Source organism: Flavobacterium sp. CAN_S2 (genome assembly GCF_015752255.1).
Taxonomy (GTDB): domain Bacteria; phylum Bacteroidota; class Bacteroidia; order Flavobacteriales; family Flavobacteriaceae; genus Flavobacterium.
On record NZ_JADOVA010000003.1, the window covers coordinates 200,439 to 225,804 of the forward strand.

Annotated in this window: 17 protein-coding genes; 2 read left to right on the plus strand and 15 right to left on the minus strand. The window is 35.2% G+C overall.

The genetic code is table 11. The features are described 5' to 3' along the window. Positions 1 to 15: 15 nt before the first annotated feature. From nagA to IWX80_RS10775, 9 genes are all read right to left on the minus strand, one after another. Positions 16 to 1,128, minus strand: coding sequence for an N-acetylglucosamine-6-phosphate deacetylase (gene nagA, locus IWX80_RS10735; RefSeq protein ID WP_196853434.1), 1,113 nt, complete (start codon positions 1,126 to 1,128; stop codon positions 16 to 18). 20 nt (positions 1,129 to 1,148) lie between these two features. Further along, entirely contained in the window at positions 1,149 to 2,363 is a 1,215-nt protein-coding gene (locus tag IWX80_RS10740) for an AGE family epimerase/isomerase (protein WP_196853435.1), read from the minus strand. Positions 2,364 to 2,478: 115 nt separating this feature from the next. Beyond that, on the minus strand, positions 2,479 to 4,575 hold the full coding sequence (locus IWX80_RS10745) for a GDSL-type esterase/lipase family protein (RefSeq protein WP_196853436.1): 2,097 nt from the start codon (positions 4,573 to 4,575) through the stop codon (positions 2,479 to 2,481). Positions 4,576 to 4,721: 146 nt separating this feature from the next. Further along, positions 4,722 to 5,966: an MFS transporter gene (locus tag IWX80_RS10750; RefSeq protein WP_196853437.1), complete on the minus strand. Its 1,245-nt coding sequence runs from the start codon at positions 5,964 to 5,966 to the stop codon at positions 4,722 to 4,724. A gap of 69 nt (positions 5,967 to 6,035) precedes the next feature. After that, positions 6,036 to 7,208, minus strand: a complete 1,173-nt coding sequence (locus IWX80_RS10755) for a kelch repeat-containing protein (protein WP_196853438.1) — start codon at positions 7,206 to 7,208, stop codon at positions 6,036 to 6,038. A 30-nt stretch (positions 7,209 to 7,238) separates the two neighbouring features. Beyond that, on the minus strand, positions 7,239 to 8,159 hold the full coding sequence (locus tag IWX80_RS10760; protein ID WP_196853439.1) for a dihydrodipicolinate synthase family protein: 921 nt from the start codon (positions 8,157 to 8,159) through the stop codon (positions 7,239 to 7,241). A gap of 106 nt (positions 8,160 to 8,265) precedes the next feature. Further along, positions 8,266 to 9,717: a RagB/SusD family nutrient uptake outer membrane protein gene (locus IWX80_RS10765; protein ID WP_196853440.1), complete on the minus strand. Its 1,452-nt coding sequence runs from the start codon at positions 9,715 to 9,717 to the stop codon at positions 8,266 to 8,268. An 18-nt stretch (positions 9,718 to 9,735) separates the two neighbouring features. Next, the gene (locus IWX80_RS10770) at positions 9,736 to 13,122 is read right to left on the minus strand and encodes a SusC/RagA family TonB-linked outer membrane protein (RefSeq protein WP_196853441.1); all 3,387 of its coding nucleotides are present in this window, start codon (positions 13,120 to 13,122) and stop codon (positions 9,736 to 9,738) included. 604 nt (positions 13,123 to 13,726) lie between these two features. Further along, positions 13,727 to 14,959: an ROK family protein gene (locus IWX80_RS10775; RefSeq protein ID WP_196853442.1), complete on the minus strand. Its 1,233-nt coding sequence runs from the start codon at positions 14,957 to 14,959 to the stop codon at positions 13,727 to 13,729. 506 nt (positions 14,960 to 15,465) lie between these two features. Between IWX80_RS10775 and IWX80_RS10780 the strand changes: the two genes are divergently transcribed. Both IWX80_RS10780 and IWX80_RS10785 read left to right on the plus strand, forming a co-directional pair. Beyond that, a complete protein-coding gene (locus IWX80_RS10780) occupies positions 15,466 to 16,452 on the plus strand; it encodes a PorV/PorQ family protein (RefSeq protein ID WP_196853607.1) in 987 nt (328 codons plus the stop codon). A gap of 233 nt (positions 16,453 to 16,685) precedes the next feature. Further along, a complete protein-coding gene (locus IWX80_RS10785; protein ID WP_196853443.1) occupies positions 16,686 to 17,825 on the plus strand; it encodes a lipoprotein N-acyltransferase Lnb domain-containing protein in 1,140 nt (379 codons plus the stop codon). Between the two features lie 248 nt (positions 17,826 to 18,073). On the opposite strand, the gene IWX80_RS10790 is transcribed toward IWX80_RS10785, so the two are convergent. The 6 genes from IWX80_RS10790 to IWX80_RS10815 form a co-directional block, all read right to left on the minus strand. Then, positions 18,074 to 19,468, minus strand: a complete 1,395-nt coding sequence (locus tag IWX80_RS10790; RefSeq protein ID WP_196853444.1) for an exopolysaccharide biosynthesis polyprenyl glycosylphosphotransferase — start codon at positions 19,466 to 19,468, stop codon at positions 18,074 to 18,076. 291 nt (positions 19,469 to 19,759) lie between these two features. Next, positions 19,760 to 21,112, minus strand: coding sequence for an O-antigen ligase family protein (locus tag IWX80_RS10795; RefSeq protein WP_196853445.1), 1,353 nt, complete (start codon positions 21,110 to 21,112; stop codon positions 19,760 to 19,762). Beyond that, positions 21,109 to 22,209, minus strand: a complete 1,101-nt coding sequence (locus IWX80_RS10800; RefSeq protein WP_334682313.1) for a glycosyltransferase — start codon at positions 22,207 to 22,209, stop codon at positions 21,109 to 21,111. The genes IWX80_RS10795 and IWX80_RS10800 overlap by 4 nt, the downstream gene beginning before the upstream one ends. A gap of 114 nt (positions 22,210 to 22,323) precedes the next feature. Further along, on the minus strand, positions 22,324 to 23,448 hold the full coding sequence (locus IWX80_RS10805; RefSeq protein ID WP_196853446.1) for a glycosyltransferase family 4 protein: 1,125 nt from the start codon (positions 23,446 to 23,448) through the stop codon (positions 22,324 to 22,326). A 4-nt stretch (positions 23,449 to 23,452) separates the two neighbouring features. After that, positions 23,453 to 24,463, minus strand: coding sequence for a hypothetical protein (locus tag IWX80_RS10810; protein WP_196853447.1), 1,011 nt, complete (start codon positions 24,461 to 24,463; stop codon positions 23,453 to 23,455). Positions 24,464 to 24,516: 53 nt separating this feature from the next. Beyond that, the gene (locus IWX80_RS10815; RefSeq protein ID WP_196853448.1) at positions 24,517 to 25,359 is read right to left on the minus strand and encodes a class I SAM-dependent methyltransferase; all 843 of its coding nucleotides are present in this window, start codon (positions 25,357 to 25,359) and stop codon (positions 24,517 to 24,519) included. Between the last annotated feature and the right edge of the window lie 7 nt (positions 25,360 to 25,366).

Sequence of the window (25,366 nt, forward strand, 5' to 3'; positions counted from 1 at the left end):
AAAGTCTTTAATCCTTTAATAAAGTAAAGTTTCTACTCTTGTCAGATCATCATTGAAAGTGACAAAACTTGCCGGAAATCCGGGTTTTATTTTGCCTAATTGATTTTCCATCTTTATAGCCGCTACTACTCGGCAAGTGGCCATTTTAATGGCTTCATCAGCCGAAACATTCAAATGAGTGAACGCATTTTGAACCGCTTCTTTCATTGAAATACTGGCACCGGCAAGATTACCTTCATCATTTCTGTAAAAACGATTCTCCAGATGAGCATCAAAATTTTCCCATTTAAAACTGGAAACTTTTCGTCCTAAAAAGGCAGCATCGCTAATTAAAAAGAATTTATCCTGCTTTAATTTGTATGCCAATTTTGCTGCGGCATAATCGCAATGCGCACCATCTAAAATAACAGGAGCATAAACGCTTTCATTTGCAAATGTAGCTCCGACTAAACCCGGTTCCCGATGCCCAAATTGCGTCATCGCATTAAATAAATGGGTGACAAGTTTAATCCCTTTAGAAAAATAATATTGGGCTTCTTTGTAGGTCATCGTCGAATGTCCCGCAGAAATAACAATGCCACTTTCTAACAGCATATCCAACTGTTCATCGGTAAAACATTCCGGAGCAATTGTGATTACTTTTATCACATCTTTACCGTGACGGATAATTTCTTCCAGTTCGGAATTAGTAGGTTTACGAACCTGATTAATGCTATGCGCACCGCGTTTTAAAGGATTTAAAAAAGGCCCTTCCAGATGCATTCCTAGTACTCCGTTATTGTATTTAGCTTTATAATTGCGAATGGCTTCAATTCCTTGAAGAATGGTTTCCCTAGAAGATGATATAAGACAGGGAAGTGTATGTGTTGTACCATATTTTAAACTGGTTTCATAAATATCCTGAATAGTTTCTTCTGTTGGATTTTGACTAAAATAAAGTCGCTCTCCACCGTTTATTTGTATGTCAATAAAACCTGCTGAAATATGACTTCCCTTCAAATCAATCAACGGAATATCAGTAGGAATTTCTTTTTGGACAGAAATAATTATTCCATTTTCTATAATAATGACATCATTACTTATTTCTTCGCCAGTATGTACGATCCCGTTAATAATAGCTTTTTTCATTTTTTATAGTTTAAGTTTATTTAATCTAGTTCGCTACCGACAACGTTCTTGTTATCTTTTAGATACTCATTAAGTAATTGCAAACAATACCATTCCTGTCTTGGCAAATGAAACGGTCCTTTGAACATATTTCCTTTTGCCGTTTGGGCAATGGTTCCGTCTTTATGTAAATAACCAAACCATTCTCCGTTTGCTGCATCATGGAATTTACTGTACCCATAATCATGCACCATTTTGTGCCAAGTTGCATATTTTTCATTACCAGTCATGGTGTAGGCTAAAAGTGTTGCAATAATCACTTCGTTCTGAGGCCACCAGAATTTCATATCCTGCCAGTATTCCTGTACTGGTTTGTCATATACGTCACGAAAATATAAAATACCACCATGCTCTTTATCCCATCCTCGTTCCCACATATAATCAAGCATTTTACAGCCCAATTCAATTAAATGAGGATCATTGTTACGGTATTTTGCTTCATGTAAAATAAACCAAGCACCTTCAATAGCGTGACCAGGATTCAAGGTGCGACCGTCAATATGATCAATAATAGAACCATCTGGAGCTACTTGCTCCATCACGCATTTAATATCGTCTTTTACAAAATAGGTTTCAATTTCTGCAATCCATTTGCTAATCCATTCATCACAACGCGGATCTCCAATATTGTCACGTAACTGTTGCGCCGTGTTTATCAAAATCATAGGAGTACCAATTCCTTTTGACGCTCGGGTAGTGGTGAATTTTGGTTCTAATAAATCAGGATTAGTAGAATATTCAATACATTTTCCAAATAAAAAACGCGCTTTTTCGCCAGCTGCTTCATCTCCACTTGCTTTGGAGTAAGCTGACATTGCTATGACCGCAAAAGTTTCTGAAAAATAATAACGGCGTTTGCGTATCGGTTGTCCGTCGCGTGTTACGTGAAAAAACATTCGCCCATCTGAATCAAAGCAATGATTGTTTAAAAAATCGATACCAGTTTTAGAACCTTCCAGCCACTCTTGTTTTGGCTCGACTGTATTGTAAAGCGTAGCCAATAACCAAGCGGCACGCCCTTGTATCCAAACGGCTTTATCATCATCAATCAAACTTCCGTCTTCATCACGCATTAACAAATAACCTCCAAACTCGGTATCAATGGAGCGTGGAAACCAAAAGGGAACGGTATCATTTAATAATTGATTCTGATAAAAGTTTCGGAGGTTTTGAAGATCTATTTTTTTGTAACTCATTTTCTTTACTATATTTTATACTAACTAATATATTTTATTATGTAGTAGGTGACTATTTGGATTTCATTTAGGAAAAACATTTAAGTGTAACTCTTTACCCTTTATGGAATCTCTTTTAATTTTTAGTAATTGCATTTATTTCCAATTTAAAAGTCGAACAAGACAAGCCAGCTTCATTCACTAAATTAGCTGTGCTAAAAGGCTTCCAAGCATATAAAACAGTTTTTATTTTTTCTCCTTTCGGGATAGTAATTTGTACTTGATTTTTTACAATTGAGGCTTTACTTTGAAAGTGAATTCCCTTATCGTTTACCAATTCAAAACCAATTAACTCCTTTTTGTCTGCCGTAGTTAATTGTTTTGCAAATGCAAACGAAACTAGAATGTTGCCGTCTTTTTGAATGACTTTCAAAGCGGAAGGACCATTTGCAATAACATCTTTTCCGTAGGTGTAGCGCAAGGCCAAAAGTCCCAAACGATCAGCCACTTCTTTTTTCTTAATGGGATGTACATTTAGAACATCTCCATAATCCATACTAATTGCCATACCGCTGTTTGGAATCTTATTTTGCAATCTATTTTGCATATCTCTAAATGCCGGCCACGTTGGTCGCTCAATACTTGATAATTGCACATAATAAAAGGGTAGGTTAGTGTCCCAGGCTTTGCGCCAGCTTTCTACTAATTTTGGCATTAGATGTTCATATAATTCAACATTATGGGCATTGCTTTCACCTTGGTACCAAATCACACCTTTTATCGGGAATTTTGTAAAGGCTTCAACTCCAGCTTCAAAATTATAAGATGGATCATACGGATGACGTTGTTTTGCATTTGTCGTATTTTTCAAATTCACATTGGCACGTTCTCTAACCCAAGGCATGATGAAATCCGATTTGCGCCAGTTGGTTAATACATCAACTACTTTGCCGTCATGTTCCAAGGTATTTCTGTCTATCCAAGATTCTATTGGTGATCCGCCAACGGCAACTTGAATTAAACCCACAGGTACATTTTCTTCATGGGCGATGTTTTTACCAAAGTAATAAGCAATGGCCGAAAAATCTTTGGCACTTATCGAATCACATACTGACCAACTTCCGGAAAAGAATTGGAGCTGATTGGTTTTTACCAAAGTGAGAGAATCCCAAGCCGTTTCATCAGTATCACGGATTGCTTTGGCATTGAATAACCGAATAGTAGTATTTGCGATTGCTTTTTTTACTTCTGCCGAACCATTTTCTGAGTTTTGAAGTTGAAATGCCATATTTGACTGTCCGGAACAAAACCAAACATCACCAACCAGAATGTTCTTTAAAACAATTTTTGTTTCCTTAGATTGAATAGTCATTTCGTAAGGTCCACCTTGCGTCATAGCGGGAAAAGTAATTTTCCATTTTCCATATTCGTCGGCAATGACGTTCTTTTTTTGTTGTTTAAAAGTCACTTCTATTGTGTCACCTCCATTAGCGGTTCCATAAACCGGAACGGGTTTATTGCGTTGCAAAACCATATTGTCAGTGAAAACAGCAGTTAATTTTAATCCACCAAAATCTTGAGTGATGTTTTCATAAACGGTTTTGGCCAGAATAGTTGCACCTTCTTTCGTTGGATGTAAAGCATCAGGAAAAAGATCGGGACGATGGTATAATTTTTCATGGAAGTTAATTAAACCCACTTGATTTGCTTTTGCAATATCTGGTATATGAGATTGAATTTGCCAGAACCAATCTCTGGTTCCTGATTTAAAACGAGGATGTTCATTAAATATGGGAGTCAATCTACAGATGTAAATTTTTACTGTTGGATTTTGTTTTTTTAGAGTATCTATTAACCAAGCGTAATCAGCATCAAATTCTTCTTTGTAATTAGGCCAATTTCTAGGATCAGTATCGTTTAAGCCCAAATGAATAATGGCAATATCAGGGCTGTATGCAATGGCATCGGCACATTCGGTTGTTTTGTAATACGGTTTATGTCCTTTCTTCAAAAGTGTTGCTCCGCTTTGCCCGAAATTTTTCACCTCATATTGTCCGCCCATCAGAATTTGAAGCTGCGAAGGGTAGGATTCATTTATAGCATCAGATAAGAGATAACCTGCTGTAACGGAATCCCCAATGCAGGCCACTTTAAGTATTGCTTTTTGTGCAACTGACTCAAAATGAAACAGTATTGAAATCAAAAAGACCACTAAGAATAGATTCCTTTTCATTGTATTTATGTTTTTATTTTTCAGAAATTATTAAAAATGGGCATAAATTATCCGCAAGGCGGAACACAAGGCTCCGCCTTAACAGATAAAAACCAAAAACCAACTTAAAACAAATTTTTGAACTTAGTAAACGATACTAGTGTATTTTAGGCATCGACAAAATCATTCACTTTTGGACGCAGAAAACTGACTTGAACTACTAATGCAATTAAAACAACTCCCGCCATCAAAGCAAAGCCGTAGCCTAAAGTCCCGCTATCAGAAGATTTACCTAATAATGAAGTTACTAATGCACCACAACCAACTCCAGTCATATTAAGAACACCGTAGGCCGTTCCCCGGTATTTTGAAGAAACAAATTGACATATTATTGGCATATTATTGGCATCAAACATTCCGTAACCGATACCGAAACAAAGTACGGCAGCGACGACATTGAATAATGAATCTCCAAAACCAATTAACAATAATGCAGGAATCGTTAAACTCAAACCAATCGCACTGGTATAAACCCTGCCTTTTATATTTTTTTGTACCCATTTGTCTGATAAAATCCCTCCAAAAATCACTCCTAATAAGGATGAAAAGGAGATGGCAATAGTTGCTAAAGGACCCGCCTGCTCCATAGGGATTGCTAAGTTTTCTGAAAATAGGGTAGGCAACCAGTTTTTTGTAGCCCAACCCGGTAAACTTATTATGGCAAAATAGAATAAGATAACCCAGAAAGAAATGTTCGTAAAGAGCAGTGCTAAACCTTTAAAAAGTGAACTTTTTTCATTTGTTGTTATCAAATCTAAATCAATAGGTTTTACTTCAGTAGCTTTTTTCTCTTTTAATAAGAATACCAAAACGAAAGCATAGACAACACCGATGATTCCGAAATAATGAAAAGTGGTATGCCAAGAATAAGTAGCTGCGATGGTAGCTCCAAAACCTCCCAATGCGGAACCCACATAAAGTCCAGTCATGTGAATACCAATAGCAAGAGACCTTGTTTTTTGCTGATGATAATCGGCTATTAGCGATAAACCAGCTGGAATATAAAGGGCTTCACTAACTCCCATAAGCGCTCTTAACCAATACACCTGATTGTAAGTTGTTGCATATCCCATAGCGTACGTAACTGCTGACCACACAAATAAACTGCCTACAATAAGCCATTTTCTGTTTAATTTGTCCGCTATAATTCCGGAGATAGGGCTCATTAAAGCGTAAATCCAAAGAAATATAGCCATTAGACGTCCAAAATTTTCACCGGATACTAATTCAGGGATGTCGGCTTCCATTGACGGACGCATCGTGGCCAACATTTGTCTGTCCATATAGTTTAACAATGCTACCAGCCAGAGTAAACCAACTACAATCCAAGGATAATGCTTTGTGTTTTTCATATTTTATTTTTTTTAGTTTTAATCTTCTTTTTCAACGTCAAAAGAATTTAAAACCAATTGTTTGTGTCGTTATTTTATTGTTCCTAACATAACATCAGGAGTACGAATGCCTGGTTTTACTTCCCCATTTGATAAAACAATGTCGTCATTCCAGAGTGTGGCTGTTGTAGTTACATGAGCAAAAAAGGGCAGTTCACCAATGGTAGACCATGAATCTGTTCGGGTGTCGTATACCAAAATTCCTTTATAAAAACCCTCATGATTTGTATTCAACTTATTCTTCTCTGCAGCTAGTTTAGCTTTTTCTTCCGGAGAATCAGTTTTTGCAATTTGGGACAAATAGGTTTCGATTTTATGGAAAGTTTCACCATTATCACCACCAACAATTACTAAAGAATGATTGCCTATAGCAACACCTGCACCTGCAGAAAAGTTGGTTGTGTTTTTTCCATCAGATATGTTTGCACGACTTTCCCAGATTTGTTTTTTAATGTTAAAAACAAAAGTAGTATTGTGTAAATCACTGATGCCCGAAGGTGTTTTGGTTCTTCCACCAATCACATAAATATTAGTTCCGTTTTTGTCTTTTTGAACTACCGTAACTGAATTTGCCAGAGCGATAGGTAATTTCGGTAATGTTTTCCATTCCGGATTTTTGCTATTTAGATCAAGGCTTAAAAAATCATTGGAAGATTTAGTCGCTTCATCACCACCAATGGCATAAACTACATTGCCAATATGTGTTAAGCCAATATTTGTAATAGCTACCGGAAAATTAGGTAGCGATATTATTTCAACCTCATTTTTAGATGCATTCCACTTCAAGATAAACGCTTTATTGGAAAGTCCATTTTCATTTTCACCACCTACATATACCACTCCTAAATCAGTTGAAGTAGAACCACAATAGGCTATTGGTTCTGGTAATGTACTTTGTACCTCTTTGTTCCAACTGTATGTATTGTTGCATTTTTGCAATACATGAATTTCTTTTGAATAGTGTTTTTTCCCACCTTCCCAAGGCATTTTATCTTGGAAATTAGCACCTCCTGAAACAATTAAAACATCGTTAGCAATGCCATTAATTGCACCTGCAAAGCCCATTGATATACTCCCGTCAGCATTTTGTAGTTGTGCTGCTTTTTTCCATTCAATATGGTTTACAGCTTTTTTTTGAGAAAGGGTATCTGTTGTCGACATAATAAGTAAGCAAAGGATTAGAGAAGAAAAATAGTTATTCATAGTATTTATTTTAAAATAAAACGAACGAAGTTATTTTGATTTGAAATCTTCAAAGTTGAGGTTTTCGACATCTTTTTTGAATAATTCAAATTGGTCAGCGCTCATGTTTTTAACAGGCAATCTAAATGCACCTAAATCCAATCCTACCACTTTCATGTAGGCTTTACCTACTGAAATTCCACCATAATTACCCAATAAACGAATCATGTTGATTGATTTTTGCTGTAAAGCACGCGCTGTAACCAAATCATTTGCATTAAATGCAGCAATTAAATCATAGTATAACGGAGCTGCATAATTGAAAGTACTTCCTACAGCACCTTTGGCACCTAATACTAATGCGGACAACATATTCTCGTCACGTCCCCAAAGCATGTCGAATTTGCCATTCTCATAACTCATACAACTTTGGAAATCCATGAAATCTTCGTGCGTATATTTTATGCCGGCAAAATTCGGAAGTTTCCCGTCTAAGGCCTGTACTAAATCAAACATTGGTAAGTTTACGCCTGTCAATACTGGAATGTGGTAATAATAAAAAGGCATGTTAGGAACACTTTTACCCACTTCGATGCAGGCTTGCGCCAACATGTCTACATTAGCAGGTTTGAAATAAAATGGAGCCGTTAGTGAAACAGCATACAAACCTATTTCATACGCATGTTTAGCCAAGTCAATGCAATCCGTAAGACAAGTTCCGCCTAAGAATACCATTACTTTAAAATCAGCATCGTGATTGGAACAATCTGCCCAAGCTTGAGCAACTGCTTTTTTCTCTTCTAATGTTATTGAAACACCTTCTCCGGTAGATCCGTTAATAAAAGCACCAGTTATTCCGTTTCGTTTTAGAAAAGTATAGTAAGCTGGAATCAGACTAACATCTAATTTTCCGTTGGAGTCAAAGGGTGTAAAAGGAGCTGATATAAGCCCTTGTAAATGTTCGATTTTCATGAGGTATTTTTTTAAATTGTCTTTTGTTTATGTTGTTTAAATAGGCCGGGAACTTAAATATTCCCGGCTTATTATTTAAACGATACTTCTTAAATCCAGTTTTTTACTATGGATTCTGAGTGATTTTAGGATTAAAGTTAATAGTATTTTGAGATATTGGAAACAGTATCTTTTTACCTGCCATCGATGGAACAATATTTGTTTTATTGAAACGAACTAAATCCCACCACGCTTTACCTTCAAAAGCTAATTCTTTTAAACGTTCATTTAAAATAGCATCATTATTAGCCGCCTGAGAACCATTTGTAAATGAAGAAGAAGCATCAGCTCTTTGCATCACCTGATTCATTTCATTAGTTGGATCTTGACCTAAAGCATTTTTAATTTCTGCTTTCATTAATAATATATCTGCCCAACGGTAGATAATAATATCGCTAACAAATCTTCTGGTAGCACCGTCTACTGTTCCGTTATATTTCACCAACCCTGTTACAACTGGAGTAGTTCCATTGTATAAAGTTAAATAAGTAGCTGTTTTTCTTGTATCAGTATTGCTAAAGTTGAAACGGGTAATATCTGGTTGTACTCTTGAAATACCTGCGTTACCAGTACCAACTCCCAGAGTTCCAAAAGTTGCTGTAGCTGTTGCCGCTGTTAATGGTGCAAAGTCACTTGGTCCCACAAACATGAAAGAATTCCAATTGTCTGATAACGATGAAGGAACATCTGCTAATGAATAACGAACTGCAAAAAGAACCTCTGCATTACCTTTATTCGTGTAACCAAAAACGTCTTTGAAATTGGCTAATAGTACTGGTGCAGTAGGAATGGCATCAATTGCTGCCAAAGCTGTATTTAAATCGGTATTTCCACCACCTAATTGTTTCGCTGTCCATAAATTCACATCCGCTTTTAAAGCATAAGTCGATGACAAGGATAATTGCGTTTTATTGTTTGTTGCATCAGGATAATTAGCAATAGCAGATTCGATATCAGACTTAATAAAGGCAAAAGTTTCTTCAATCGTATTACGCGGAACAATATATTCGGATTGATTTGTATTTTCCGTTGGTGCAGTTACAATTGGTACCCCACCCCAAGAACGGGCCATAATGAAATAAGCTAAAGCACGCATAGAATACGCTTGTGCGATATATCTCTTTTGCTCATTCACTGTTGTTGGACTAAATGGGATAGTAGGTACATATTTCAAAACCAAATTCGCTTGATGAATTACGGTGTACAAACCAGCCCAATCCACATCAATGTTTTGTGCTGTTAAGTTGTTATTGTAATAATTTGCCAAATTCAGAGGTGATTGAACACCGCTTGTTATTTCAGCACTTCTAGCACCACCCAATAAATAATAATTTTGTTGGGTCTGGGTTCTAAAATTGAAATACATACCGTTTACACCTGCTTTCGCATCATCTTCTGTTTTCCAAAAACTGGCAGAAGTAATTACGCTTTCAGATTGTAAGTTTAAATCATCTTCACAAGAGCTGAATAGTGAAAGTCCTGTAAAAAGTATAGTGAATAAAAGAATTTTCTTTTTCATGATATTTATTATTAAAAATTATAAACCAATGTTTAAACCAAGGGTAAAGTTTTTTGGAACAGGATAGGTACCTTTTGCCCCTGCATCATTTAATCCAAGACTTGAACCTCCATCAATACCTTGTACTTCTGGGCTTAAGCCGCTGTATTTAGTAAAATAATGTAAATTGCTTCCTGTCAAATAAACTCGTACAGAAGATAATTTTATTCTGCTAACTAATGATTCAGGAATTGTATAACTGATCGTAACTTCTCTCAGACATAAATAATCTCCGCTTTCATAATATCGGCTATTTCCTTGAAACATATTGGTATTATAAGCCGCACCACTAGCTTCAGAACGGAATAAGTTATTTTGGTTGGTCTGGTCTGCCCAGCGGTATCTTGGTACATCAGTTATGTCACCTTCTTTTTGCCAAGATTGTAAGCTCTCTGCCAATAGTCCATAATTTCCTTGGAATTGACCAACAAAACGTGCTCTTGATTCATTGTAAATGGTAGCTCCTAAAGAGTAATCTGTTCTTACAGTTAAAGAGAATCCTTTATAATTAGCATCAAAATTAAATCCGCCTACAAATTTAGGGAACATATTACCCATGAAAGTTCTATCTCTGCTGTCAATAATTCCATTGTTATCAGCATCTAAGAAAACGGCATCTCCAGCAAATTTCTTACCAGTTGGATTACCACCTGTTGCACCTGTTTTACTTACATAATTATCATGTGTGGTTAGATTGTAAGCATCTGCTTCAGCTTGTGTAGAAAGGATATACAATTGTTTGTGAGCATAAAAATCTCCAATCTTTTGGCCCTCCTGTAAACCTCCTACAAATTTATAAGCACCACTGCTAGCATCCCAGATTTCAGTTCCTCCAATTCGATTGTTTAAATTCCCATTTGAAGGTAATTTTTCAATCACATTAGTATTGTGCGATACATTGGCACCTACATTAATTTTTAAATCATTATTGTTGTACACATTTGCATTTAATTCTAATTCAAAACCTTTACTTCTTAATCCGCCTAAGTTTGTTAGGACTGTAGAGAAACCACTATTAGAAGGAAGCGTTAAATTCGTTAGTAAATCAGAGGTTAATTTATTGTAGAAATCTCCAATTATCCTAATTCTATCATTATTAAAGCCCAAATCAAAACCTCCATTTATAGTTTGTGATTGTTCCCATTTCAAACCTGGATTTGCAATTTGAGAATTTACGATTGCGGATTGCCCATTGTAACTATTGGCAAATCCATTTGTTGTTCCAGAATATAATCCTCCGGCTTGAAAATCACCCAAGGTTCCTAAATTACCGTTTACACCATAACTTCCACGAAGTTTAAATGAGGAAACAACTTCTGGCATTACTTTCCAAAACGTCTCTTCGTGTGCATTCCATCCTGCAGATAATCCAGGAAAAAAGCCATATTTATTATCCGGGCCTAAACTGGAAGAACCATCATAACGAAAAGAGGCTGTTGCAAAATACCTGCTTTTGTAATCATAATTTACACGTCCAAAAACACTGTTTAATACTAATCTTGTATTATTGCTGAATACAGAAACTGGTATTGGAGATGAATCTAATGTTTGCGCAAGATCCGAAGGACTTCCTTTTCCAGAAGCATTAAATGTTTTTATAGTTCTGTCAAATTTAGAAACTCCTAATTTTGCCTGAAAATCACCTGTGTTTTCTAAAGATTTAGCATAACTAAGTACCCCTTCGTATTGAATTTGCGCAATTTGATTACTTAATCGGGTTGCAGTTCGGGTATTGTCTACTAAACCATTACTTCCACTTAAAAAAGCCTGTTGAAAAGTATTTCCATTTTCATTTTCATTGTAAAGAGATAATGAAGGTGTAAAAGTTAAATCTTTAGTGATTTTTAAATCACCATCTACACCCATTTGCAATTTATTGTTTTCATTAATCCCTTTTACTTTACCCATTTGATATAATGGATTTCCATTAATATTATTTTGCCCTGGAGCCAAAGTACCATCTTCTAAATATAGTTTTGTTGTAGGAGCGTTTCCTAAATATCTATTGAAGACCACACTATTGGCAACTACTTGGTTATTACTAGCTTTGGAAAACAAAACTCTACCGTTTACTGTAAAGTTATCAGCTACTTTCAAAGAGGCATTCAGTTTACTGGTAAAACGTTGATATCCCGTAAATATAGTGATTCCATCCCCTTTTAGATAGCCTAAACTTAAATCAAAAACTCCGGTATCTCCACCCCCACTAATACCTAAAGTGTGGTTTTGGGTAATTGCATTTTGAAATAAAACATCATTCCAATCAGTGCTTTTGTACATAATAGTATTGTTAGCATTAAGGGGATCTGCCATTTCCTGCCAGCCTTTAGCTTGTAATTCTCCAATAGTTATTGCGGATAAATTCGATTTTAATAAAGTAGCGAATGGCGTGTTATTCAATAAGTTGTTTCCGGTACCGGCAGGAGTAGCGCCTGTTAATTGCCCAAGTCTTGCAATACCTGTTGTTGTTGAAAGTCCAGCGATTTCGGCAGCATTATACAACCCTAGACGCTGTAGTCTGATGTAGTCACCACCGTCTAGAAAATCATATTTTTTTCCAATTTGACTGTTTTGAGTCGAAACATTGTACGTGATTTTGGTTTTACCAGCTTTACCGGTCGAAGTTGTAATAATAATTACACCATTAGATGCGCGGGCTCCATAGATTGAAGTCGCAGCAGCGTCTTTCAATACTTGTAAAGAGGCTATATCTAAAGAGTTGATATCATCAATTTGGGTTCTTATAACTCCGTCAACAATATATAATGGAGTTGCACCCGCTGGATTGTCAATAGAAGTACCACCACGGACCAAAATGTTAGATGCTTTACCTGGTTGTCCCGATGCCGTACGTACTACCAAACCAGTTACATTTCCCTGTAAGGATTGCGTCACATTTGAGTAAGGAACGTTTTCTAAAACTTTTTTATCTAATTTAGAAACTGACGTACTTAACGTTCTCCTGTTTTGTGAACCATAACCAACAACGATAACCTCATTCATTTGTTGTCCTACTTCTTTCAGAACAATAGTAAGAGGAGTGTTTCCAATAGTTACTTCTTGTTCCTGCAGACCTATATAAGAAACTATTAATGTAGTAACATTGTCAGGAACTTCAATAGTGAATTTCCCGTCTATGTCAGTTTGTGTACTAATATTAGTGCCTTTAGCAATAATATTAACGCCAGGTAAAGATTCTCCTTTTTCATCAGTCACCTTTCCGGTAATTTGCTTTTGAATTAGGATTAAGCTGTTTGTAGCTTTTGTAATAGTAATCTTTTTTTCTAAAAAAGCATCTGTTCCTGAGAACGCTGAGGCTGATGCTTGTGCGGTAAAAGCGACTAGAAATAAGGATGTTAATTTCATAGCTTTCCCGAAGCCTGGGGTAAGCCAATAATTTTTCGGCTTGCTTTTTGGTAATAAATACATACTTTTGTAATGGTTAGGTTAATAATAATTCTTCCTTCTTGGTTTATTTATTTGTTACCCAACCACAGTTCTTTTTATTAAGAACCAGCCAGCAATGTTTACAGCATGTGCTGGCTTTTTTTATGGATAACAAATTAATATTTTTATAAAAAGGGCATTCCCTAATTTTGTTATTTTTATAGTAACAATAGTGAAAACCTTGTTTGCAATTTATAAGTATAAGTTCTTGCTTCAATTTCCCCGAACCATTTTTAACAAGTTAAAAATCATATTAATACAAGATAACACCGTTGAAATACATATCAGATTAGTACTCTTAAAAGACCAATCTCTTTTTTGTAATAGTAATTTGGTACGGTTTTTTTTCTTTTGAAATAAACTGTTCTACCTACCTTTTGGAGAAAAGCAAGAAGTGTAAAATAAAATTTTAAATAGAATGTTTTCCGTGTTGATTTATTATCACGTTGTAAATATATAAATTAATTTAATAAATGCAATACACTTATTAAATTATTTTAATAACTAAAATTTAGAAGTAATTTTAGTTATTAATTAATGGGGATAGCATTTTTTCTTTTATGACACAACAGGCGCCAATGACACCAGCGCGACGGCCTAAAGTTGATTTTTTAAGTTTCATATCTCGGTTAACTAAACCCAATGAATATTTTTTTAATGCGGACTGGATAGGTAGAAGTGTGTAATCACCTAATTGAGCAAAATCGCCACCAATTACCAATAAATCAGGATTAAAGATATTAAGTAGAATAGACAAATAGCGTCCCATTTTGTCACTCTGCTTAGTGACTAAATCAATACATAAAGTATCTTCTAAATTAAAAGCTCCGGAAATAATAGCATGGTGTTGTAAAGCAGAAGAATTTTCATCAAGTACTACTTTTGATTGTTGTCCCTCTTTTAGAGCCTCTTTGAACTGGTTTACTAAGGACCATCCTGAAATTTCAGTCTCCAGACATCCAAGTTTACCGCATTGGCACATAATTCCGTTATCAAAGATTGTACTGTGACCAAATTCTCCGGAGTAACCGGATTTTCCATAATAAAGTTTACCATCAGTTATCATTCCTATAGCGACACCCCAACTGTAATTTACAAATATTATATTCTGTTCATCATCAACCACACCTTCTGAATATTCACCAAAAGTCATCGCTCTGGTATCATTTTCTAAATGAACCGGCAAATCCAATTGCTCTGAAATGATTTCTGTTAAAGGTCTGTTTTCGCTAAAGAAGTAATTATAACTAAATCCTTCCATCGAATTAATGCGTCCTGAAAAGTTGATGCAGGCACCTACAATCATCTTTTTTTCGACCACACTATCTTCTATAAATGAATTTATCAAATTACAAAATTCCAATAGTGACTCTTGAGTATTTTGTAAAGCAAAGGAAGTTCCTAATTCAATACTGACAAATTCATTTTTAATATTTTGTAAACCAATAGACATACTGGCAAGACTAACTTCAACCCCTAAAAAGTAAGCGCAAGTTGGATTGATACTATATAAAGAAGGTCTTCTTCCTCCGCTATTAGTAATTTTTCCAAGATCTATTACATAAGCTTCTGACAATAATTCGTTAACTGCTTTAGTGACCGTTGGAACACTAGATTGTAGTTCAGAACTTAATTCTGCTATTGTAGCATTGCCAGCTGACAATAATCGTTTTACGATTGCTTGTCTTAGCATATGCCACTTTTGTCCAGAAAGGCTTTTATCTTTACTACTGTCTAATAAATCTTTTAAACTCATTATTGTTATTTTCTATAAAAAATTCGATGTAATTCATTTACAAACTTACTATATTTTTTTTTACTCAATGAGGTAAATCTTATTTCACTATTATAAACAGATTTATTCGAATAAGTCGTGTGGTGTTTTATCCTTGACAGGGCTGTTCTATAAACAACATCACGAATTCAAACCTCATTCCTTATCTATTTCGAACATTAGACTCACTATTTATTTAAGGAATAAAATAACTCTACGAAAAATCAGTAAAAATTTACTTCATCCGTCACATCAGCATTCCATCTTTTACTGTAGTAGTACTCTGTTAAATCTAAACCACGTGACCAACACACTAAATTCAACAGCAAAATGAAATAACCTCAATTAAAAATTATATTTTTGATAAAAATTAAACAGGCATTACGTTTGTAAAAATGACACCCTTGAAAAAAAGCTTTTTAGTAGCAACACTTTTCGTATGTACCCTGATGTACAGCCAGGCCGTTAGGAAATATTCAAATGAGTTTATGAATATCGGCGTGGATGCGGCTGCATTGGGTATGTCAAATACTGTCGTGGCTTCCACCAATGATGTCAATTCCGGATATTGGAATCCTGCTGGACTTATCCGTATGGAAGACCACCAGGTATCTTTCATGCATGCCAATTATTTTGCGAATATTGCACAATACGATTACTTGGCGTATGCCAGTCCAATAGATGATCGCAGTGCTTGGGGAATTTCACTAATCCGTTTTGGGGTAGATGATATCCTAAACACAACCGAACTAATCGACAGTCAAGGCAATATTGACTACAACCGAATCAGTTTGTTCTCAACTGCTGATTACGGATTTACTTTTTCCTATGCGAGAAAATTACCGGTTCCCGGGTTTCAATATGGTGTGAATGCAAAAATCATCCGACGTATTATTGGTAAATTTGCCAACTCTTGGGGATTTGGTTTTGATGCCGGAATCCAATTCGAAAAAAACAACTGGCAATTTGGATTAATGCTCCGCGACATCACCACTACCTATAATGTGTGGAATATTGACGAAGATGAATATGAGAAAATTGCAAACGCCATACCCGGTGAAAATCAGGACTTACCGGAAAGTACCGAGATTACGGCTCCAAAAGCACAGCTGGGAATCGCTAAAAAGTTTATCATTCGTTACGATTACAGCATTCAGGCTGCAGCCAATGTAAACATGCGTTTTGCCAGTACCAATGATGTAATTGCTACCGATTTTGTCAGTATCGACCCGGCTTTTGGATTGGAATTTGGATATACTGATTTGGTTTTCGTTCGCGCCGGAGTGGGAAATTTTCAGAATGTACAGCAATTGGATAGTACGGAAAAAGTAGGTTTCCAACCCAATATTGGCTTGGGATTCAAATACAAAGGCATTCAAATTGATTATGCATTAACCGATTTAGGGAATCAAAGCGCTGCTTTATATTCCAATATTTTTTCGGTAAAAGTGGATTTAGGAATGTTTAGAAATTAATTTCGAATAACATTTAGAATCTAATAGCATAATGGAATTACTGTCCAATTTTCCGAAGTTCATTCCAAGTTGCACGAACCCGTTTCAATAACAACACTTTCTTTAACAGAAAAACTTTGCACGCCATTTTTCTTTCTTTGAGTATCTTTGTCAGACAAATTCAATCAATGAAATCGTAAAGGAGTTTTTTTTTAAAACAAAATCACCTTTTATACCCTTTTAACAGCAAACGAATGCATACATCATTTTTCAAAAAAATAGCGTTACTACTCTTCGTATTTTCAACGGTACATTTTAGTTTCGGGCAAAACATACAATTATCAAAAAACACGCATGTTAGCGTAATCACCTGTGGAGTAGGTAATGAATCATATACGCTTTTTGGACACACGGCAATACGAGTGCAGGATACAACCAACGCCATTGATGTAGTTTATAATTATGGCGCATTTGACTTCAACACGCCAATTTTTGTAATGAAATTCATAAAAGGAGATTTGCAATACTTTGCTGTTGCGCATTCATATGCTGATTTTATCAGTCAATATCAACATGAAAAAAGATCTGTTTATGAGCAGGAATTAAACATTCCGGTTGATTTAAAACAAAAATTATTTGACAACCTGAATACCTCTTTGACTTCGGGAGAAAGTCACTATACCTATAAATTCATCGACAAAAATTGTACATCGATGGTAGTTGACATCATCAATAAAACACTAGACACAATTGCAATTGTAAAAAATACCGATACAGACATCACCTACAGAACCATATTGTACCCGTATTTTGACGGCCATTTTTATGAAAAATTAGGCACCAGCATTATCTTCGGTAAAAAAGTAGATCAATTAGGCACGCAAATTTTTCTACCATTTGAATTACAAAAAAGCCTCGAGAAAGTGTCCTTTCAAAACCGTCCGCTGGCACTGGAAAACAAAACCATAATCGAATTCAAAAATGAAGTTCCTATGTCTTGGTGGAATAATCCCTATACATACTTCATAGTGCTTAGTTTCATCGTGTTTATAAACAAAAAAAGCATCGATTTGTTCTACCTCAGCATCATGGCCATAATTGGGATTTTCTTTTCGTTTGCAGGGTTTTATTCGTTACATCTGGAATTAGGATACAACTACAATATTTTATTATTCAATCCAACCTTAATAGGATTACTTTATTTTTATTGGACGAAAAACAAAAAATTAATTTACAATCTGGCGCTATTAAATATCGTGTTGTTGGTGGTTTATTTCTTTTTTATAATCAACAAAGCGCATCTGGTACTGGTACTGCCATTGGTAGTTTGCAGCGGAATTGTTTTAGTGAGACTGGCCATTCAAAACAAAAAACGAATTCCAATCATAATATAAGGAACCCTTCTACTACTTTTACTTGAATTACTCTCGACATCTAGTCTTTTAACCGCTAATTCTCTAATTTTTTAAAGACATGAATTAGGGTATTTCGTTTAAATCAGGACTGAAATAATTATTTGTTGGTGGGTACAGATAGTTATATAATATCATTTTGAATTTAATCCGTTTAAATCTGTGCAAATCTGTGGCAAAAAAAGCATTGCCATAACAATTAATAATAATAATAATAATAATAATAATAATTACTGCCCTCTATAAAACAATACAGTAGTTATAGTTTTGAAAGCAATGTTCAAATCCAGATAAATACTGCGGTGCTTGATATAATACAAGTCATACTGCAGCTTGATTAAACTATCATCGATTGTTTCCCCGTACGAATAATTAACTTGTGCCCAACCGGTAAGTCCCGGCTTAATGATGTGTCTAGTCTCATAAAAAGGCATTATTTCGGCAATTTCATGAACAAACACCGGACGCTCCGGACGTGGACCGATAACAGCCATTTCCCCTTTCAAAATATTGATAAACTGCGGAAACTCATCCATTCTGGTTTTACGCAAAAATTTGCCAAAAACAGTCACACGAGAATCATTTGTTGCAGTAAAAACAGCACCATTCGATTCAGCATTTTTTACCATCGTGCGGAATTTCAAAATTTCAAAAACAACACCATCTTTACCAACCCGCTCTTGGGAATAAAACAAACGCCCCCTGTTTCCTATCGCATTTCCAACCAATATAATCGGAAAAAGAACCAATCCTACAATAAGACCAAATAAGGAAACTACAATCTCAAAAATACGCACGGTTAGCAGGTATAATTTATTCTGATTGCTTCGGCTAAAGGGGAAAAAACGATAAAAATCACGGGACATATACTGCACGGGAATACGCTGTGTTTTACTTTCATACACCTGTGTGTACTCTCGTATTATATTCCCCGATTCTAATAAGTGCAACAATTGTTGGTATAAATCAGCGGTGATTCCTTCTGTTTTTTGAGAAGCAATCACAATTTCAGAAATCCCATTTTCTTTTACAAAGGAGAACAGATCATCTCTTTTGATGTGTTGCACATAATGGAATTCTTCCATTTCTTCTTCGACTCCATCTGTGTTAACAAAACCAACTATTTTGTAATGAGGATCTATATTTTCCAACCCGAGAATAAGTTCCTGTACCTGTTCCTGATCACAAATTAAGATGGCTTTCTGAAAAAATCTAGTAGAAGCCAAAAAGGCAACATACAGCATGCGCCAAGTAAACAATGAAACAAATATAACCACAAAAAACAGCAAAATTTGAAATCGGTTGGAAGGCAGTTGCGGGGAAAAAAACGGAGTAAGTAAATATACTAAAACGGTGGTCGAAACGGTAATCAAAGTGCTTTTCAACACTTGAAATTGGTTGCTGGCGACCTGAAGATTGTACATTTCGAAAATAGTGCCAAATACATTCAGATAAACGGCCAGAACAATTGTCCAGTAATAATTAGTGGCTGATAATGCGAAATAATCAAAATCAAACACGTTACCAGTAAGATACAATGCCGTCAAAACAAACAGAACATCAAAAAGCCGAAGAATCGACTTTCGTTCTGATATTTCAAAATGCATTTTGTCAACTGAAAACATGGGTGGTATTTAGTATTATAGGCGCAATTTAGTGCTTTTGTACCAAAATAAAATTAAGATATGTTAATTTTTTTAACAAATTTTCCTTTTTAGTAAAGTAATTTTTATTTGCTATCAATTAGTATCAATGAAATGCTTCACAAACAAAATTTAAACATTTTTTGTATACAAAGACCTCGGGAATCTGGTCATTTGGCTAAAACGAAAACATTCAGCAATTACAGTAATTTTCTCTTGATTCTTGTCTCTATTTTCTATATTCTCTTTTCTATAATCTATATTCCCTTCTCTCTATTCTCCCTCTCCCACACTCTTTCTCTTGGGAAATCCTAACTGAACATTAAGTAACGACAACGAATACACAAAGGCAGGTGCGGCAGTACGCATGGCAGCATGATTAATGGTTAAAAACCAAAAAGCAACAAAACACAACAAAAACATATTGAACTTATTTTCTAAATACAAAACGAGCGGTGTAAAAAACAAAATCAGTAAAGCTACTATCCCTAGCGAACCGTGTTCCGCTAACATCCGCGTAATTTCATCATGCGATAAAACTTTGATTCCTGTTTCATCCTCACGAACTTCAGCCCCTTTACCAACACCTACGCCAAAAATGGGATTTTTCAAAAACGTATCGATCTCGTTTTGGGCCACATCCTCCCTACCGGTAAATTGACTCTCTTTTGCCCTTCCTGCGGCATCTTGATTGGAATACCGTTTATTAATCAAACCACCAGTCTGAAAGGAAGTATACGTCCAAGTAGCGAACATCGCAAACACTAATAGCACGATGATATAATTCAATTTGACCCTGCCACCATAATTGGATTTAAAATACAGGAACACCAGCAGCAAAACGATCATCAAAAATCCGGTAATCATACCACCTCTGGAAAAGGTCAGCATCCCGCGATACGTTATATTTAAGGCAACAATCAGATTAAGGATAATTTGAAATTTTGTCTTAGAATCCAATATCACTCGGGAGAAAAAGATAAACATTCCCAATCCTAAAATCGTGGCTACCTGATTAGGACCATAGCCCCCAGAAGTTTGAAAATTAGATTCGGTTCCTGTAATAACCTCCTGAACATTGGGTGTATACAAAGTCAGGTACACCATACAGGTTATAATTGGCAATCCCATGCTCAACAAGATGCTGTTAATTTCTGCTAAAGCAATCTTGCGCCGGAACGTATAGAGGGCAGCGAGTCCTAAACACACAGGACCCGAAATATTAAAGGCGATTGCCTTCCGAATATCGGTATCAAAGTTTAATGTAAAGGTCGAAATAATAACACTGGGGACTAATAACAGTAGAAATATCCAATAGGGCACTGCTCCTTTAGAAAATCCGCTGTAATACATGCCAATAAAAATAAAGACCATGACGCCGTACTTAGAAATTTCATACAGTGGATTACCGCCGGTCATTCTCAAAAAAACTTCGCTCCCCACCACGTATGCTGCAGCAATCAACGCTTCATTATTTCTATTTTGTTTTTTGATGATGTAATAAATTCCAAAAATAAAAATCGAATACCCGTAAATTTTTGCTGTAAAAGGCAGTAAAAAGCCCAATACACCCACAACTACATGGAAAAGAATTAAATAAAGATAGGATTGATCCTCTTTTTTCATTTGTAACTATTTTGCAACCAATTTAAATATTGTATGATAACGGATGTTCCTGAATTATGATGACTAACTGTTTGGTATAGAGCTTCGCCAAACTCCAGTTGCAAGGCATCACATTTGATTAATAAAACCAATGCTTCATAAAACAGCACATCCTGCTGTGCGGGAACAACAAAACCGTTTGTACCATTTGCGACCAAAGTGGATATTTCTCCTACTGCAGTAACCACTACCGGCTTTTTATACCAACCATATTCTAAAAGTGCAACGGGTAATCCTTCCGATTGTGACGTTAGAATCCCAATAGTCGATTGCTTTAATATAAAGGGTATATCATTTTTGGTGCCGTAAAGAAACACATTTTTTTCCAAATCAAATGCTACAATTAAATCCTTAATTTTTTGGGAATAATCATCCTCAAAATCTTTTCCAACTAAATGAAAGGTCCATTCCGGATACGATAATTTTAATTTACAAGCGACGTCCAACAATAAAAAATGATCTTTTTGCAGCCTCAAATTAGCCAAACATACAATTCGCTTTCCGGGAATTCCCTTCAAAATAGTCGCTGCTGTACTGTTATTTTCTTTCGATGGAAAATTAGGCAAATATATAATGTTACTGCAATTCAATTTTTGCTCCGCCCAAACTTTCAATTTTTGATTCACAGCTATAATCCCGCTAAAAAAGGAAGCCACCATTTGTAAAGCACCTATTGGCCTATTGGATAAAAACTCACTATCACCATAATGATCGTGCCATACTAAGCGTAAGCTTGGACAAGTTAATTTCAATAAAAAAGCAATAAAAAAAGAGGTACTATGCGCATGAACAACATTTACCCGATGCTGTTTCACAAACTTTCTAAGCCTGTAAAGCGCCCCTAAGTCCATCATTTTTTTTCTATTTAAAAACAAATAGGAAACTCCATCCTCAACATGCTCCTTCAGAGGCCCTTCCCCACGCGTCACCACCAATCCGGAAAAAGCAATGCTGGATGCTAATGCATTGGCATAACTGACCGCCATCCGCTCTGCACCTCCTGCCTCCAGTGAATCGATAATTTGAATGATCCGTATTGTATCAGCACTTTGTTTCATCTTACATCTTTAAACATTCGAAGACTCTCCTCAAACCATTAAATTCTTAACCGTTACCTATTTAAATTCTAAACCTATACTATTTAAACGTTAAACTTCAAACTATATAAACTCTTACACTTTAAACTTTAAACTTTTAAAAATCGCTTCCTCAAAAACATCCAGTGTAAACATTCTGGACCATTCCGCAGCTTTATTTCTTTTAGCATCAAAATCGGTTTGATCCTTTAAAACCGCCTCTATTAGCAGACTATCATGCTCTAAATTCATTTCCAGCAAAACCCCTCTACTCCCATAATCCAGCATAAAAGGGACACACGAAACTGAAGTAGCAATAGGAACACAACCCCAAAACATCCCCTCGGCAATCACTTTTGGCCACCCTTCACTATCAGAGGGTAATACCACAAAATGACTGTCTTGATAGGCTTTCTGTACGATAGCTTTGGATTGATTTCCTTCTAAAGTAATAATGGATTCAAGCTGATGCTTTAGGACATATTCCTCTAAAACTTCCCGTTCTACTCCTTCGCCATACAGACGCAGACGCACGGCATACCCTTTTTGATGCAATTTTTCAATCAACTGAATGGCATACAACGGCTGTTTTCCTTTGACTAAAGTACCTACGAAGACAAAATCAATTCTGCCTGCCAACGTTTTTGGTGTTAGCACCATTTTTTCGTGTTCCGAATACGTAGCGGTAAAAAAAGGTTTGATATTCCGAGAACTCCCCTCCCATGCTCCATACACTAAAACCTGCATATTTCGGGTCAAAAAGGTGTTGCTTAATATCCATTTTTGGAGTCGATACGTCCAAGGTTGCTTCGATTTAGGGTCCCAATTTCCGGCATATTTGGCTGTTTTGGGAGTATTTGGAAATAAAATCTGAACAAAACACCCAAGCAACCCAATGTTTCCGGGACACCGTAAATGAATATGATCGGCGTTTTTCATAGCAATAAAAATAATCCAAAGTAAACCGGGAAGTTTAAATAAAGTGAGCAAAACAGCTTTTACCGATAATAAATCAAAACTTGGAACGGGGATAAATTGTAGGTTCTGATGTTCATAAGGACTGTCAATAACTGTTACTTTACCAGAAAAAAAAGGAGCTACAACCACTAATTCATCTACATTCTTTCCCCAGACATTCATTTCTCGAACATAAGGTGCGTAAGCATAATACAAATTATCTGCTTTTGAATGGGGAACATGGGTGAATAGGGCGAATTTCATAAATTTAATAACTATTTCTATCTTCAACTATTGATAATATTCTTTGAATGTAGCAATCTGGATGTAGAAATTTATCACTCCAGTCTTTATTAGCTGAAGCTATATCCATATATTTCTTATTGGTAAGTAACCCTTGAATCTTATCCGGTAGTTCAAGATAAGCGTTGCGGTTTGAAACCATTTCATAATTCACCCCTTCCTCAAAATCATTCAATGCTATATGTAAAGGAGTCGTGATAACTGCTTTTCCAAACAATAAATATTCGCCTATTTTCCAGCCGGGAGTGTTTTTTAAGCCGTCATCGGCTATTCCAATATCATAATATTGCAAACGTTTTAAATAATTATCTTTCTTTGATTCTTTGGGGTCTAATAAAAGATCCGGTGCTAATTTTTTAGATAAGCTATCGGCAAATAATCCAACGGAAGCATCATTGAAGTTTTTTTTGATAATACGACAGGCATTGATCCTAAAATCATTTTGCAAAACTCTTCTTTCCTTCTCATCTTCATCAGGATGATTGTCTGGGTTCCATAAGCGGGTATGAAAAAGCACTTTACCTCCATTATCAATTATCTTTTCAGGATACCTTCTAATATCTAAAATACAGTGGGAAGACTTAGAGGCAAAACCATAAACATCTAACGCTTTAAGAACTTCTACTCTACTCCCTTTATCTAATAATAAATCACTTTTTAAATTCATTAAAAGCGATAAACTTTTGTATGCTAATGGAACATTAAAATTTAGGGGTATAACGTTAGCATTTTCATCCTTTTCACGAAGTGAACGCTTAAAATATAAACTAAACTTTTTTGGAATATCTAAGAATAAAGAATCATCAGAAAAATCAAAAAAAACACTCTTTCCTTGTATTAATAATACCGCTCCATTGTAAACAATACTTTTATCCTGTTTAATATTCATCTCTATTTTTTCTTTTTCGCAGAAATAATAAAAAGAGTAAATAAGCTGATTTAAATGATGTGTCCACGTTGAAAGTAATAATTGCATTTATACTATTTTTTAAAATTGTAATATGAGTCCATAATCTAAAAATATTGCATTTAATAATCCTTTTTTGTAGCTACAAGAAAAATCGTAGATCCATAAAATTTATTAAATATAGCCTTTACAATATTTTTATAGAAATTATAGTTTTTCACCTCAAAGCCCGGAAATTTTTTTACTTTCACTTTACAATTCTCAAAATAATTAAGTTCAAAAATGGTCTTAATACTTTCTTTAGTAAAAAAATTTAAATGAATAGGAGGTCCATCTTGATAAATAGTCTCTTTTTCTCCTTCAGGATAATTTAGTATTTTTTCATAATTGGGAGTAGAAAGAATAATCTTTCCGTTACTATTCAATTTTTTATGAGCTAATTCCATAAATAAACCTAAGTCTTGAAGGTGTTCAAGAACTTCCCAAAGCATAATAACGTCAAAAGACTCTTCGATTTTGTCTATTTCCGTAAAATCAGCATTAATAGTGTTTAATTTTAAGTCTTGAGATTTTTCAAAGGCCTTTTTATCAATTTCAACTCCCATGTAGTTGATCTTTTTATTTTTTTTTCGAATATAAGTACCAAGTAATCCAATACCACTACCTATTTCAAGAACAGAACTGCATTTCCCATTTAAAACATATCTTTTTAAAAATCTGGATCGATAAAATCCAATTTTTATTTTTTTGTTTTCAACAATCATATCATACTCTTCAACTGAATAACTATTGTATTTTGGATTGTCTTTATTATACAATTCGTCATAAAGTGTAATAAATTCGCTTTGAGTATAAATTTTTGAGCAAAAAATTAATTGACAATTGTTACATTGAAGTAAATCATATTTTTGATTCAATAAATTTACTTTTCCACCACAAACCTTACATAAACTATATTTATTCATTTTTCTC

What these genes read in the sequence shown, in the direction of transcription:
- nagA (WP_196853434.1), bottom strand. Translation starts at nt 1,128, where the DNA reads ATGAAAAAAGCTATTATTAACGGGATCGTACATACTGGCGAAGAAATA.
- IWX80_RS10740 (WP_196853435.1), bottom strand. Translation starts at nt 2,363, where the DNA reads ATGAGTTACAAAAAAATAGATCTTCAAAACCTCCGAAACTTTTATCAG.
- IWX80_RS10745 (WP_196853436.1), bottom strand. Translation starts at nt 4,575, where the DNA reads ATGAAAAGGAATCTATTCTTAGTGGTCTTTTTGATTTCAATACTGTTT.
- IWX80_RS10750 (WP_196853437.1), bottom strand. Translation starts at nt 5,966, where the DNA reads ATGAAAAACACAAAGCATTATCCTTGGATTGTAGTTGGTTTACTCTGG.
- IWX80_RS10755 (WP_196853438.1), bottom strand. Translation starts at nt 7,208, where the DNA reads ATGAATAACTATTTTTCTTCTCTAATCCTTTGCTTACTTATTATGTCG.
- IWX80_RS10760 (WP_196853439.1), bottom strand. Translation starts at nt 8,159, where the DNA reads ATGAAAATCGAACATTTACAAGGGCTTATATCAGCTCCTTTTACACCC.
- IWX80_RS10765 (WP_196853440.1), bottom strand. Translation starts at nt 9,717, where the DNA reads ATGAAAAAGAAAATTCTTTTATTCACTATACTTTTTACAGGACTTTCA.
- IWX80_RS10770 (WP_196853441.1), bottom strand. Translation starts at nt 13,122, where the DNA reads ATGAAATTAACATCCTTATTTCTAGTCGCTTTTACCGCACAAGCATCA.
- IWX80_RS10775 (WP_196853442.1), bottom strand. Translation starts at nt 14,959, where the DNA reads ATGAGTTTAAAAGATTTATTAGACAGTAGTAAAGATAAAAGCCTTTCT.
- IWX80_RS10780 (WP_196853607.1), top strand. Translation starts at nt 15,466, where the DNA reads ATGAATATCGGCGTGGATGCGGCTGCATTGGGTATGTCAAATACTGTC.
- IWX80_RS10785 (WP_196853443.1), top strand. Translation starts at nt 16,686, where the DNA reads ATGCATACATCATTTTTCAAAAAAATAGCGTTACTACTCTTCGTATTT.
- IWX80_RS10790 (WP_196853444.1), bottom strand. Translation starts at nt 19,468, where the DNA reads ATGTTTTCAGTTGACAAAATGCATTTTGAAATATCAGAACGAAAGTCG.
- IWX80_RS10795 (WP_196853445.1), bottom strand. Translation starts at nt 21,112, where the DNA reads ATGAAAAAAGAGGATCAATCCTATCTTTATTTAATTCTTTTCCATGTA.
- IWX80_RS10800 (WP_334682313.1), bottom strand. Translation starts at nt 22,209, where the DNA reads ATGAAACAAAGTGCTGATACAATACGGATCATTCAAATTATCGATTCA.
- IWX80_RS10805 (WP_196853446.1), bottom strand. Translation starts at nt 23,448, where the DNA reads ATGAAATTCGCCCTATTCACCCATGTTCCCCATTCAAAAGCAGATAAT.
- IWX80_RS10810 (WP_196853447.1), bottom strand. Translation starts at nt 24,463, where the DNA reads ATGCAATTATTACTTTCAACGTGGACACATCATTTAAATCAGCTTATT.
- IWX80_RS10815 (WP_196853448.1), bottom strand. Translation starts at nt 25,359, where the DNA reads ATGAATAAATATAGTTTATGTAAGGTTTGTGGTGGAAAAGTAAATTTA.